Consider the following 13936-nt stretch of genomic DNA (forward strand, 5'->3'; position numbering starts at 1 on the left):
GACGCGGACCCTGCGAGCGCCGTGGCGCGACACCGACTGCGCACCACGCCCGGTGAAGTCGCGAGGTCGATCGAACCTTCGCGGACCTTCGCGCGCAGGGACGCCTTGCGTCTAACGCCGGCGCTGGCGAGTGATCTGGGGGGCAGGGTAGAAGTGGGAGTAGTTCTGGTAGGTACCCGATGCACTCGGGACCATGAACCCGGCAGCGGTTCCAGTCACTGGTGTTTGGGGCTGCAAAAACCGCTGTTCGATCTCCGCGTTCTCTAGCGTCTGGCGCCTCGCGAAGTCTTGCACTTGGCGGTTGAATTCAATCTGCCGCTGCTGCGGCCGCACTAGGGAGAAGTAGTTGGTCAGCGCCCCGCCGTTTGGTCTCAGGAGGTTGAGGTACGGGCTGGTCGTTGGGGTCGCGGGTTGGTACCGCGGGACTGACTGTCCGCCGATCTGCGCAGACGCGTCGGAGCAGCAAACCGTTAGCCCGATCGCGGTCGTTAAGGCTGCTAGCAATGTCTTCTGCACGTTGGTTCTCCGTTAAGTGTCGCGCTGCAATTGTCGGTCGTGGCGCGCCCGCGACGCTAGCACTGCGTGCGTCAAGCTTCGCCACGAACTGTCTAAGTTTTCGGCAGATTGGCGGGGAAATCGTTCAGGATTTTACCCTGTTTGTCGATTCTACCAGGGCGCCCAGTGCTAAGCCAAATCCTCATTGTACCGAATGTGTCGCTCTAACCGCTGAGTACCCGTCGGCGAAAGTACCCATGACAAACCGCTCGAAACACGTGTCGAACCTGGTCGTCTTGTCACTGCTGGTCACTTGTTGTGGGTGCCACGTTATACGCTGGAAGACGCCGGAGCCGCTGCCGCCTTGCGGCGTCCCAGCGTCTATCCCGAAGGAACTGTCGAAGGCAAGCCTTCCCGAATACGTGATTGAGCCGCCCGATGTCTTGACGGTCTCCGCGGTCGACCTTGTTCCGCGTCAGCCCTACCGTCTGCGTCCGCTCGACACCGTGCAGATCCAAGCGTCAGGCGTGCCGGAGGATACACCGCTCGGCGGCGCGCCGCAGGGCTACACCATTGGTTTCGACGGCACGATCGTTGTGGGCTTCGACTACGACAAGGTCGGCGAGGAGTACCACCCGATTCAGGCAGCCGGCCTCACGCTCGCTGAGCTCCGCGCAGAGCTAGAGCAACGGGCCCGAAGCGTGGCCCGGGCCCCGCAGGTCTGGGTTACGCTTGTAAGCATCGCGTCGCAGCAAGACGTCGCCGGCGAGCACCTCGTGGCGCCGGACGGGAAGGTGACGCTGGGGGCGTACGGACGGGTCTGTGTGGTCGGGATGACAATTCCAGAAGCTCGCGCCGCGATCGAAGCGCACCTGATGCCACACTTCGAGAACCCGAAGGTTTCCGTCGACGTGTTCGGGTTCAACAGCAAGGTCTATTACGTGGTTACCCAGGGCGCCGGGCTGGGGGACGGAGTCTTTAGGCTCCCGGTGAAAGGGTCCGAAACGGTCCTCGACGCCGTGGCGGAGCTGCAGGGGCTGACCGCAACGTCGTCGCTGCGGATGTGGGTCGCCAGGCCTGGCTTCAACCAGTCTGGCGGCGACCAGGTGATGCCAGTCGACTGGCTCGGGATCACCCAACGCGGCGACGTCCGCACCAACTACCAACTGATGCCCGGTGACCGACTCTACGTGGCCGAAGACAAGCTCGTCTCCTTCGATACGCGACTCGCAAAGATCTTCTCGCCTGTCGAACGGATCTTCGGCGTCACCCTGCTTGGCACTCAGACCGGCAACTCCATGGCGACCTACGGCTCGCTCCAAGGCGGCATCGTTCGCTAAGACGCAAACAACTTCCCCGACCACGCTACCCACACTCAACGCGACGACTCTAACCCACGGACCCTTCCATGCAATTCAGTAGCCGCGCGAGCGCCATGAGGCTGGTGATAGTTGCGACCCTGGGCCTCCCCCTGACCGGCTGCGCCTACTGGCGCGCCGAGTGTGAGTGCCCGACCGATATCCGATACACCTACGATGTTTGCGGGCACGAGGCCGTGCGCTGCGGCCCGTGCGGCGTCGATCGCTGCTGCTACGGCTACAAGCCAACGCATTGGCGTTGCCTTAACTGCCCGTGCACCCACCCTAGCCCTTGCCCATGCAACGAGGTCTACGAGATCGAGTACCCGAGTGCGGCCGCGGTTCCTACCGCGGCGTCCTTCGACGCTGATCGATCGATCGCGGACCTCCCACGGCGACTGCCGCGGGTCGAGGAGCTCCCTGCCGCTGATTCGGGCCGCTTCAACGTTGCCCCACAATCGCCGCCGAACTACGGCGGGGTATTCGACTTGGCTCCTGCGACGGAGCAGCCCGAGGCCGCGGAGAGCGACACCGGGGCGGGTCACGAAATTCTGTTGAAAACGCAGTACATCCCGCCGCCATTGGTGGCACAGTCCGACACCCCGCAATTTCTCTACTAGTCGATGAAATCGAGAGCGGCGCGCCGCGCGTCACGCGTGGATGATACTGTCCACTGCTTGGGCCGGCCTAGCGATGCAGACCCGATCTCCGACGACAACAATCGGCCGTTGCAGCAACATCGGGTGTTCCGCGATCATCGAGAAGAGCACCTCAGGGTCGCTTGATGGCTGCAGATTCAGTCGGCGAAATTCCGCGGGGCGGATCAGGCTGCTCGGTGAGACGCCAAGCTTCCACGCCAACTCCTTCAGCCAGTCGATGCTAGGAGGGTGTTGGACGTAGTCCCACACGTGTGGTTGCAGCCCCTTCTTGTAGAGGTAGTCGAGGGCCTCGCGGCTCTTTGAGCAGTCGGAGTTGTGAAGGATTGTGACCTGTACGTCCACGCTTGTCGGGCTCGTGGGGGATTCGATCGCTCGCCGTTGCACGCTGCTGGCGGGCTGAACTTTTCAGTGTAATTCGAGTTCGCCCGGAGTCGAGCAGCACGCCTAGCGGGCGGGTGCGGTCGACGGAGATAGTAGTGGTCTCCACCGTGGATAAGCGGACTTGCGGCTTGCTGAACCGGGGCCAGATTGCCTCAAATTGCGAAGAGAATCGCCGCCGGACGCCGGAGGTGCTCGTCCGTTGCGTCAGAGCGCACTGCTGGTGTCGGGAGCTTCGGTCGCTACCAGCAGCAAGCGGTAGAGGGGGCGTGCTAATCCGCCTCGGTTCGCGAGGCGGCTAGATACGGCCTCAGCGAGCTGCTCCAGTCGGGGCGTTTGCTACCGATCGCGGCCTCGAGTCGAGCGCCGTCGAGAACAGAATATCGCGGGCGAGCAGCGGGCGTGGGGTATTCGCTGGTGGGGATCGCTTCGAGGTCGCCCTCCAAGCCGGCGGCCTCGAACAGCGCCTTGGCGAGCCCGTGCCAGGTGGTCTGGCCGGCGGCGGTGATGTGGTACAGCCCCTGGCCGCCCACCGATATCAGCCGCAGCAGCAGGTCGGTCAGCAGCGGCACGTAGGTGGGCGTGCAGTGCTGGTCGTTGACTACCCGCAGCGGTTTCCCCTCTCTTCCCAAGGAGAGCATCGTGTCGCAGAAGTTCCGCCCCCGCACCGGTCCGGACGGCGACGCGGTGTAGAGGCCGCAGCTCCGCGCGACGACATGCCGGCTGGCGAGCACGGCCGCCTGCTCGCCGGCCAGTTTGCTGTGTCCGTAGACGCTTACTGGGCCTGTCTGGTCCTGCTCGGTGTACGGTGTGGTCCGGGAGGCGTCGGCGCCAAACACGTAGTCGGTGCTGATGTGCACCAGTGGTGCCGCGTGTTCGTTGGCGAGCTGCGCGAGCGTCTCGACCGCGTCGGCGTTCGTGGCGAAGCAAGCCTTTTCGTCCGACTCGGCCTTGTCGACCGCGGTGTAGGCGGCGCAATTAATGATTAGGTCGGGCGAGATGCGGTGCAGGGCCTCGCGCACGGCGGCCGCGTCGGTCAGCCCACAGATCTCCTGGGTGAGCGGCCGGGCGAACTCCCCGAGCCGCCGTGTCACCTCGGCCCCCAATTGACCATTTGCGCCGGTGACGACTACTCGCTGGAAACCCCATGGTGGGGGGAGTGGTGGCGTCATGGGGCTTTCAGAGTAGGGGCGACTTGCGCCGGAGGTCGCGTAGGTAGTCGCCGTACTTATTCTTCATCGACTCGGCGCACTCGTCGAACGCGGCGTCGGTGATGAAGCCGTTGCGCCACGCGATCTCCTCGGGGCAGGCGACCTTCAGGCCCTGCCGGCGCTCGATCACCGCAACGAACTCGGCCGCTTCCAGCAGCGAGTCGGGCGTCCCGGTATCGAGCCACGCGAAACCGCGGCTGAAGGGCTCGACTTGCAGGTCACCCCGCTGGAGGTAGCAGAGATTGAGGTCGGTGATCTCGAGTTCACCTCGCGGCGACGGAGACAGACCGGCGGCCAGCTTGCAGACGTCGGCGTCGTAGAAGTACAGCCCCGGCACCGCGTAGTTCGAGCGTGGGGTCTTCGGCTTCTCCTCGATCGAGGTCGCCTTGCCGGACGCGTCGAAGTCGATCACGCCGTAGCGTTCTGGATCCTGCACCGGGTAGGCAAAAACCGTCGCCCCCGACTCTTGCGCAGATGCCCGCCTCAGCATCTGCTGAAAACCCTGGCCGTAGAAGATGTTGTCGCCCAGGACCAGCGCCGCGGGGCAGCCGTCGAGAAACTCCCGGCCGAGGATGAACGCTTGGGCCAGGCCGTTGGGCTCTGGCTGCACGACGTACTCGAACGTGAGACCGAAACGGGAGCCGTCTCCCAGCAGCCGCTGGAACTGAGGCGTGTCTTCGGGGGTCGAGATGATCAGGATCTCTCGCAGGCCGGCCAGCATCAGCACCGACAGCGGGTAGTAGATCATCGGCTTGTCGTAGACCGGCAGCAGCTGCTTGCTGACCGCCTGGGTCATTGGGTGCAGCCGCGAGCCAGCGCCGCCCGCCAGAATGATTCCTTTGCGTTGCATGACTCAATCGATCTTGTATGGGCTGTTCGTCTGGTCTTCGTGCCGGATCTCGTCTACCGGTTCTGCGCGGTTCCTGCCGGCGTACAGCCGGTTGGGGCCGTTAAAGACCCAGCCGGAATGGTCGCTGACATTCTTGTAGGCGTGGACCACGCCGACCGGCACGATCACGCCGGCCGGGTTGGACTCGCCGTACACGATCGTGGAGCAGTTGCCGTAGGTCGGCGAATCGGGACGCGAGTCCCACAGGTAGAGCTTGAAGTCGCCAGGCCCGATAAACGCGAAGTAGTCCGCCTGGTCGACGTGCTCGTGCGGGCCACGCGTGACGCCGGGCTCTGTCTGGCTGAAGTAGGCCATCACCGGACGATTGTCCGGATCCATGTCGTCCTCCCGGAACAACTCCATCAGCCACCCCCGCGAGTCGCTGAATCGCTTGATCGGACGCGTGACGACGCCGTCGATCGGCCCGTCGGTGTAGCGGTCGGCGGCTCGCGTCTGGGGCCGCGTCGCACCATCGGTGGACGCCCCGCCGAGACCCCGCCGGCTCCGCGTCGCGTCGTTGACGGTTGACTTCAACCAGTCGCCGTTTTCAAGGTACCACCGGACCGTCTCGCGGATGCCTTGCTCGAAGGTCACCGTCGGACTCCAACCCAGCTCCGACTTGATCTTGCTGGCGTCGATCGCGTACCGGCGGTCGTGCCCCGGGCGGTCCTTCACGAAGCGGATGAGCTGCTCGGACGGGCCGTGGGGCAGGGCCGGGCAGAGCTCGTCGACCACCTTGCAGATGGTCTTCACGACATCGATGTTCTTCTGCTCGGCGTCACCACCGATGTTGTAGACCTCTCCCGGACGACCCCCGGCAAGCACCCGCAGCAGTGCGTGGCAGTGGTCCGTGACAAACAGCCAATCCCGGATGTTGAGCCCGTCGCCGTAGACCGGGATCTCTTTCCCCTCGATGGCGTTGAGCGTAACCAGCGGGATCAGTTTCTCCGGGAATTGGTACGGGCCGTAGTTGTTGGAGCAGTTGCTGATGACGGTCGGTAGACCGAACGTTTCGTGGTAGGCTCGGGCCAGGTGGTCCGACGCCGCCTTCGAGGCCGAGTAGGGCGAGTTGGGCTCGTAGCGAGAGTCCTCGGTGAAGTACCCCTCGGCTCCCAGAGACCCATAAACCTCGTCGGTAGAAACATGCAAGAACCGAAAGGCCCGCTGGTCGTCCTGCGAGAGCGACTCCCAGTACGCCTGGCACTGCTGCAGCAGCCGGGCTGTCCCCACCACGTTGGTTTGAATGAAGTCGTCCGGGCAGTCGATCGAGCGGTCGACATGCGACTCGGCAGCAAAATTGATGACGGCGCTTGGCTGGTGCTCTCGCAACAGGCTCTGCACTAGCGTCCCGTCGCCGATGTTGCCCTGCACGAATCTGTACCGGTCAGACGCTTCTAAGTCTTGTAGTGACTTGGGGTTACCGGCGTAGGTTAAGAGGTCCAGATTGACGACCGTCGCGTTGGTGGTCTCAAGCACAACCCGGACAAAGTTGGATCCAATAAAGCCTGCGCCACCGGTAATCAGCAGCACGGGAGACGCGTTGGTAGAAAGCGATGGGATCGAAGTCACTAGTGGAAACCTACTGTCGTGGGGCGCATGGAGCTCAGCCTATGCTGATGTGCGGTTTCAGCACCGTCAATGCTCGAGCTCTCGTTGGCCTAAAAAATGCTGGCTCCGCGAGAATTATCGGTTTGGAATAATTATCGTGAAAAATGGAACAGGGATAGTTGACTACTTGGCCTCATAGGTAGACGATGTTGGGCGACGCTGACTGAGCTTCGTCGGGAACGCTTCTGCGTGCCGCTCGTAGCTCAGTACCCGCGACGCAGGCTTGTGAGAACTTCGCGAGGCTAAGCTTTGCTGAGAGATTGCTCGCTCACATGGAGAGCACGTGCGTCGGCTGTCGGTTGGAACCGCAAGGCGAATAAATAATTACTCGTAGAACGCACACCACTGATTTCTTCACCCAGAGTATCTCGCACCTTATAGCAGGTTGAACTGACGGATTCGGTGGACGGGCGTGTATCCCGTCCACCAATTCTAACTCGCAGCAAACCTGTTCCCACCTTTTTCCAACCACTCTCTTCCCGCCGCCTCGGGTAGAGGGTCACGTTCCTAGCCCGCCCCCGGAAACCTTCACGCTAAGGTCCTGCGCGAGTGGGCCAGGCTCCCCGCGTGGCCTCGGCTTTCTGGTGCATGCGCGGTCTCCGAGAATCTGCTTGGAGGCGGCGACGCCAGCGGTGACAGAGTGAGTGGGATCGCGATCAGCGGTAACGAAGCTATGCGCACCTCAACGGCACCCATGACCAGGAGCCCCGACCTAGAACGGGCCCCGCTGCGCGCTATGCTTGCGATCGACCATCCGGTTGCCGCCCGCTCACTTCAGCACGGTTTGGAGTCCCTAGGCTGGGGGTGTCGAACGGTCCACTCTCGCCGAGAGTTTGCCGCGTGTGAAGCCGAGGTCGAGCGCTTGCTGACGATTATCGCGCTCGATTTCGACGGCGGATGTGGGGTTCAACTCGCCGAGAAGCTGTCTGAACAGTCGCGGGAGCGGGGCATCGCGTTCTGGTCCCCAGATTCCCACCTGCCTGCCAGCCGGCTTGCCGAGGTCGTGCGCTTTGGCGGGGCGGAGCTGCTCATCGGTGACGTCTGCTCGGACCAGTTGGCGTCAATGGCTAGCGAGTCTCTCCGCAAGATCGAGCAAGGGCGGACGGCCCGCGCCATGCTCCGCACTCGCCGAGGCCCCGAGGCTGTGTCTTCAAGCACGCCGACGCATTTGCAGGGCGGCGCCAAGGCCGCGGCGCCCGGCTACTGCGTGCCCATACGTAGCTCTAGCGGGGCCTACGCCGGTGTTACCGAGGTCGAGGACGCGCGTTCGCCGCTGCGGGGGGTGATCCTCGGGAGCAGCCAAGTGATGCGAGAGGTCCGTCGCACGATTGCCGATGTCGCGCCGACCCGGGCAACCGTGCTGATCAGCGGGCCGAGCGGCACCGGTAAGGAACTCGTCGCCCGTTCGATACACAACCTGAGCCGTAGGAACGACGGTCCTTTTGTGCCTGTGAACCTGGCGGCGATCGCCGAAGGGCTGGCCGAGAGCCAGCTGTTTGGGCACGAGAAGGGCGCCTTTACTAACGCGCTCGAGCGGCACGACGGCTTCTGCCGGGCCGCCCACAACGGCACGCTGTTTCTCGACGAGATCAGCGAGATGCCGGTTGCGCTGCAACCGAAGCTGCTGCGATTCATGCAGGAGAAGAAAGTGCAGACCCTTGGGCTTACGGCCGAGCACGCGGTCGACGCCCGCATCGTTGCGGCGATGAACCGCGCCCCGGATGAAGTCGTCCGTCAGGGGCAGCTCCGCGAGGACCTGTATTTCCGTCTGAACGTCGTACCGATCAGGCTCCCTCCGCTGCGAGAGCGACGCGACGATATCGAGGATCTCGCCAAGGCGTTCCTCCGGGCCATGGCCGAGTACCACGAGCGTGACGTCCGCGATTTCACTGCGGAGGCGATTGACGTGCTCTGCAAGTTCGACTGGCCAGGCAATGTCCGTCAGCTAGAGAATGCGATCGAACGGATTGTCATCTTCTGCCGCGGCGAGACTGTCGACGCCTTCGACATCCCCGGCGAGTTCCACGGGGCGTCTTTCGCCGACTGGGGCCCGACCGCTGCGGACGCGACCCCGGACCAGTGGTCGGAGGAACTCACGCCGATGCAGAAACGGGAGCGGGCCGCGTTGGTTGAGGCGCTGCAGCGGACCGGCGGGCACGTCGTCGAAGCGGCGGCCCTGCTTGGCATCGGCCAGGCGACGCTTTACCGGAAGATCAAGCAATTCGATATTTCTCGGGGCCCACGTCGCCGGCGACGAAATGCTCCCCGCTGACCAAGATTCATACCCTCACACTCCCCGCATTCGTATGAGCCAAGCGAGTTTCGCTACTACCTCGAGCGCCACCGTCCCAGACCCCGGGATCGAGAACGCGACGCCGCAAGGCGACGCGGCTCATCCAGGCCTGCAGGAGATGATCATCGAGCCGGTGGACGGCTGGGCTCCGGTTGATTTCAAGGAGCTGTTGCGCTACCGCGAACTCCTGTATTTCCTGGTGTGGCGCGATGTCAAGGTCCGCTACAAGCAGACCGTGCTGGGTGTCGCCTGGGCGATCCTGGTCCCGCTCTTCAGCATGGCGATATTCACCGTGATCTTCGGCAACTTTGCGGGGCTGAAGGACACGCTGCCCGAGGGGCTTCGCAACGCCTACCCGGTCTACGTCTACGCGGGCTTGCTTCCGTGGCTCTTCTTCTCCAATGCGGTCTCTCTGGGCGGTATGTCGCTGGTGAATCAGCAGCAGCTGCTCACCAAAATCTACTTCCCGCGACTGTTCGTCCCGACGGCAACCGTCGGCGGGGCACTGGTTGATATGGGGCTCTCTGCGGTCATCTTCTCGGTGCTGATGGCGAGCTACGGTGTGGTCCCGTCGATTCAAATCGCTCTCGTTCCGCTCATGGTCGTGCTGACTTGTGTCGCCTCCCTGGGCGTGGCCTACATGCTCTCGGCCCTGACGGTGAGTTACCGCGACTTCCGGTTTGTTATTCCGTTCATGGTTCAGGCCTGGCAGTTCCTCAGCCCGGTAGTTTACCCGGCTTCGATCGTGCCGGAGCGGTATCAACTGCTGTACGCAATAAACCCAATGGTCGGCCCGATCGAAGGAATCCGAGCCATGGTGTTCGGCTCGGCGATCCCGTGGGGCATGATCGCTGTTTCGACTCTGAGCTCGCTGCTGCTGTTTGGCAGCGGCCTGATGATATTCCGTCGGATTGAAGCCCGCTTCGCCGATATCGCCTAACCCCGCTCCCTTCAACGCCGACGCAACTCCCGGTGCGTCCCCCATTTGCTATGAGCACACCAATGATCGCCGCCGCCGGTATCGGCAAGGCCTACCGCCTGGGCCAGCAGGAGGAGCGTTTCACGACCTTCGGCGACGCGCTTGTCGGGGCGGTGAAGGCGCCGCTGAAGCGCTTCCGGCAGCTCAGTGGCGGTGGGGGAAGCAGCCTGTTCTGGGCGTTGAAGGACGTTTCGTTCGAAGTCCGGCAGGGGGAGGTTGTGGGCATCATTGGGCGGAACGGCGCGGGCAAGAGCACCCTGCTCAAGGTGCTCAGCCGCATCACTAGGCCAACCGCTGGCAGAGCAGTAATGCGGGGCCGGGTTGCCTCGTTGCTGGAAGTCGGCACCGGGTTCCACCCCGAGCTATCCGGCCGCGAGAACATCTACCTCAACGGCTCGATCCTCGGCATGCGGAAGACCGAGATCGACCGCAAGTTCGATGAGATTGTCGACTTCTCCGAGGTTGAAAAATTCCTCGATACCCCAGTCAAACGCTACTCGAGCGGCATGTACGTCCGCCTGGCGTTCGCGGTCGCGGCCCACCTGGAGCCAGAGATCCTGATCGTCGACGAGGTGTTGGCGGTTGGCGACGCCCAGTTCCAGAAAAAGTGCCTGGGCAAGATGCAGGAGGTCTCCCAGGGGGAGGGTCGCACCGTGCTCTTTGTCAGCCACAACATGGCGGCTGTGAAGCGGCTCTGCAATCGCGGGCTGTTTGTCAGCCAGGGGAGCATTCAGGTCGACGGAAACGTCGACGACGCTGTAGACGCCTACAGCAGATTCTTTCAGACGTACGACGACGCGCCGGAGTCGGGTGAGTGCGACGTCGCCGTGGTGGATTCGGTTTCTGTCACCGGGCCTGGTGAAGGCATGGTGGAGTCGGGGAAGCCGTGCCGGTTTCGCGTGCATCAACGGGTGAAGCCCGGCTACGAGAACCTCGCTTTCCGCGTGCGGGTGTTCGATCAACGCGGAGTCAACGCGTTCGGCGTGAGCACCGAAGACATTAGCGCCGACAAGACGCTCGAGGCGGACGAACCGCTGAGTGTGGACCTTTCGATGGACCGGCTTCAGCTCACCCCGGGCAACTACGCCGTGGTCTGCGAGTGGGTTGATCGGGTTACGTGGAAGAACTACACGCTGGATAAGATGTTCCCGTTCACCGTCGAGTCTAGTGGCGAGGTCTACGACATACCTCTCATGTTCGAGAAGCACGGCCTGCTGCTGCCTCAGGCCGAATTCAGCGTGGCCCGAGCGTAGGCGTGGAGAGCATCGCTGAGAGCAAATCGCCTTCGGCAAGACTGAGAACCAAACATCGTTGATTGAGTCGAGCGTACGCGGCGTCCCCTGAATTATTGACTCTGACCTGCGCCAGGAGCCACCGAGAAGAAGACTGTGATGAAAGTCAGTGTTATAACCTGTACCTACAATGGCGCCTGGTGCCTTGAGAGGACGCTGCGCGCGCTCGCCGAGCAGACTCTACCGAAGTCGGAGTGGGAGCTGGTTTTCGTCGACAACGCCAGCACCGACGGATCCGGCGAACTTGCAACGCGTCTGATCGCAGAGTTGGGGATCCGCGGAGCCGTCCTGCACGAACCCCAGCCCGGCAAAACCTTCGCGCTGCAGACCGCGTTCCGCGCCGCACAGGGCGAGTTTTTCTGCACCGTCGACGACGACAACCTGCTGGCGTCGGACTACTTGGCGAACGCAGCGGAGTGCCTTGCCGCCAACCCTGGCTTCGGGCTTATCGGCGGCAAGGTGTTGCCGGTGATGGAGGACCCCGAGGCGAGTCTCGAGGACGCATGCCACTGGACGCGGGCGATGCTCGCGGTTAGGGACTTCGGCGAAGATGTGATTGCCGGAAACGCTCCGATTGGTGCGGGGATGGCCGGCCGTACTGCTGTCATGCGAGGCGTCTACGAGTCGATCGGCACCCACCTTCCAGACCGGATCGGGGATGGGCCGGGCTGCTGCGAAGACCACGAGAAGAGCCAGACTTTCCGCCGGCTGGGCTGGGAGGTGGCTTACGTGCCGTGTCTTTCGCTGGATCACGTTATCCCAGCCAAGCGCCTCGACCCTGAGTACATCTGGAGCATCGCGTGCTCGGCTCAGTGGGCCAAGCCGTGGTTGAGCGTGCTGGCGAACCCGGCCGCGCACCGGAGCCGCGCCCGTCATTTAGTCTCCGCCTCGGCGCTGGCCGCCTGCGCGGCGCGATACCGGCTTGCCGAGCTGGTCGGGTGGCGCGGGGCCATTCAGGGCAAGTCCGCGAACTGCTGGCGCAGGTTCTACGAATCCCGCGCGGCCGGCTATGTGGCGCTGGCCCGACGGTTCCGCGACGTGTCGGGGCACCTTGAGCGAATTGAGATCGCTAAGAAGAGCCTTTCGCCGGACTCGTTCGCCGCGTCGCCGCGGACGGAGTCCTCCCATTCGTCGGCTTCCCGAGCGGAGGTGTGCCGATGAACGCCCTGTCGTACGCCGCGATGCTGACATCGGTCCCGCTAGGGGTCATGGTGTTTACTGTCCTCCCGCCGCGCAGAGCTGCGTTGCTAGTGCTGATCGCGGCCTGGATGTTTCTGCCTGTGGCGGAGATTCCACTCCCCGGCTTCCTGGACCTGTCGAAACAGATGGCGGCATGCGGCGCGACCATGCTGGGGGTGCTGGCGTTCGACGCCAAGAGCCTCGCGTCGCTCCGCTTGCGTTGGTTTGACGCGACGATCCTGTTCTATTGCTGCTGGCCAGGCGTGTGCGCCGTCGCCAACGGCTTTGGCTTGTGGGACGGCGTGAGCGCCACGATCGAGTACATGTGCACCTGGGGAATCCCGTATTTTGTCGGCCGCGTCTACTTCGCCGACGAGAGCGGCCAGACCGAACTCCTCAAGGGACTATTCATTGCCGGTCTGCTCTACGTCCCCCTGTGCCTGATCGAGATGCGGATAAGTCCGCAACTCCACTCGATTTTCTACGGCTATCACCCTTCGGCGTTCGATCAGACGTTCCGCCTTGGGGGGTGGAGACCGGTCGTCTTTATGCAGCACGGGCTGGCTGTCGCGCTCTGGATGTGTGTCTGCTCGCTCGCGGGGTTCTGGTTGTGGAAGTCGAAACAACTGGTTCCGGTGGCAGGCATGCGGTACTTGCCCCTGCTGGCGCTCTGGGCCACGACTTTGTTCACCCGCTCGATGGGGGCGTTGGCGCTCACGAGCTTCATCACGTTGACGCTGGTTAGCTCAGAATTGCTACGCACGCGGATTCTGCTAATCCTCTTGTTGCTGATCGCCCCAGCGTGGGTCACGGTTCGCTCTGCGGGCCTGTTCGATGGGGCCGTGATTGGCGAGCTGGCCGAGTCACTCACCGGCGATCCCGAAAGACGGAATTCCTTCGACGTGCGACTGGACCAGGAGAACGCGGTCCGTGACTTGGCTCTCAGTAGCCCGGTCTTTGGCCACGGCCGCTGGGGTCTGGGGCTCGACCAGCGGTGGTTGCTTGAGTTCCGCAATCATGGCGCGCCGCAGCTCGCGGCGTTGGTGCTGCTCCTGCAACAGCCGCTGATCGCGATGTGCATCAAGTTCCGCCCGGGTAAGGGGGGCGACTGGGATTCGCCGGGAATCGTGCTCGCGGCAATCCCAACGCTGTTCATGTTGGACAACCTGCTGAACGGTATGGAAAATCCTGTTTTCCCCTTCATTTGTGGCGCAACCACGCACTACTGGGCACTTAAGGGGCAGGCCAGTGATTCGACGGCGTCCGAGGACAATCTCGAATCGCAAGGCGGCTGGATTGATCCCCGACCGGCCTTGCAGCGGAGGTTGCACCGGGGGCACGCCATCTAAGCGAGCGACTGCTAGCCGTAAGACATCTGACGAGAGATTCCTACCTGAACCTAACGCCGCCAGCACCGCCCCACCGATTGGGGCGGGCCTGAAACGGCGGACCTGCGAGGCAAACCTGAACACCGCAATGGACACGAAAAAGCAACAGTACCTGGAGATCCCTGCCAACGGCCACAGCGCCGTCGCACGGCCTGCAACACAGCGACCTCTCGCCGCTCAGGCAGACTCGTCGCCTCCGCTGCTGCT

General features: G+C 63.2%; 11 protein-coding genes. 7 read left to right on the plus strand and 4 right to left on the minus strand.

Annotated elements, in window-relative coordinates:
* The first annotated feature begins 752 nt into the window (after positions 1 to 752).
* A complete protein-coding gene (locus Pla123a_RS03490) occupies positions 753 to 1835 on the plus strand; it encodes a polysaccharide biosynthesis/export family protein (protein ID WP_197527637.1) in 1083 nt (360 codons plus the stop codon).
* 68 nt (positions 1836 to 1903) lie between these two features.
* Positions 1904 to 2473 (plus strand): hypothetical protein, encoded by a 570-nt coding sequence (locus Pla123a_RS03495; protein WP_146584126.1) that lies wholly within the window; start codon positions 1904 to 1906, stop codon positions 2471 to 2473.
* Between the two features lie 30 nt (positions 2474 to 2503).
* On the opposite strand, the gene Pla123a_RS03500 is transcribed toward Pla123a_RS03495, so the two are convergent.
* From Pla123a_RS03500 to rfbB, 4 genes are all read right to left on the minus strand, one after another.
* Positions 2504 to 2854 (minus strand): ArsC/Spx/MgsR family protein, encoded by a 351-nt coding sequence (locus tag Pla123a_RS03500; protein ID WP_197527638.1) that lies wholly within the window; start codon positions 2852 to 2854, stop codon positions 2504 to 2506.
* 308 nt (positions 2855 to 3162) lie between these two features.
* Entirely contained in the window at positions 3163 to 4062 is a 900-nt protein-coding gene (gene rfbD / locus Pla123a_RS03505) for a dTDP-4-dehydrorhamnose reductase (RefSeq protein ID WP_146584128.1), read from the minus strand.
* Between the two features lie 7 nt (positions 4063 to 4069).
* A complete protein-coding gene (gene rfbA / locus Pla123a_RS03510; RefSeq protein ID WP_146584129.1) occupies positions 4070 to 4951 on the minus strand; it encodes a glucose-1-phosphate thymidylyltransferase RfbA in 882 nt (293 codons plus the stop codon).
* Between the two features lie 3 nt (positions 4952 to 4954).
* Positions 4955 to 6559, minus strand: a complete 1605-nt coding sequence (rfbB, locus tag Pla123a_RS25220) for a dTDP-glucose 4,6-dehydratase (protein ID WP_315852872.1) — start codon at positions 6557 to 6559, stop codon at positions 4955 to 4957.
* Between the two features lie 901 nt (positions 6560 to 7460).
* Between rfbB and Pla123a_RS03520 the strand changes: the two genes are divergently transcribed.
* From Pla123a_RS03520 to Pla123a_RS03540, 5 genes are all read left to right on the plus strand, one after another.
* Positions 7461 to 8870, plus strand: coding sequence for a sigma-54-dependent transcriptional regulator (locus Pla123a_RS03520; RefSeq protein ID WP_197527639.1), 1410 nt, complete (start codon positions 7461 to 7463; stop codon positions 8868 to 8870).
* 34 nt (positions 8871 to 8904) lie between these two features.
* Complete coding sequence (locus Pla123a_RS03525) at positions 8905 to 9831, plus strand: ABC transporter permease (protein ID WP_197527640.1); 927 nt, start codon at positions 8905 to 8907, stop codon at positions 9829 to 9831.
* A gap of 50 nt (positions 9832 to 9881) precedes the next feature.
* The gene (locus Pla123a_RS03530; protein WP_146584133.1) at positions 9882 to 11123 is read left to right on the plus strand and encodes an ABC transporter ATP-binding protein; all 1242 of its coding nucleotides are present in this window, start codon (positions 9882 to 9884) and stop codon (positions 11121 to 11123) included.
* Between the two features lie 138 nt (positions 11124 to 11261).
* Positions 11262 to 12323 carry a glycosyltransferase family 2 protein gene (locus Pla123a_RS03535; protein ID WP_146584134.1) on the plus strand — a complete coding sequence of 354 codons (1062 nt, stop codon included), beginning with the start codon at positions 11262 to 11264 and terminating at the stop codon, positions 12321 to 12323.
* Positions 12324 to 12406: 83 nt separating this feature from the next.
* Positions 12407 to 13690, plus strand: coding sequence for a hypothetical protein (locus Pla123a_RS03540; protein ID WP_146584135.1), 1284 nt, complete (start codon positions 12407 to 12409; stop codon positions 13688 to 13690).
* Positions 13691 to 13936 lie beyond the last annotated feature (246 nt).

This window comes from Posidoniimonas polymericola, from assembly GCF_007859935.1.
Lineage (GTDB): Bacteria > Planctomycetota > Planctomycetia > Pirellulales > Lacipirellulaceae > Posidoniimonas > Posidoniimonas polymericola.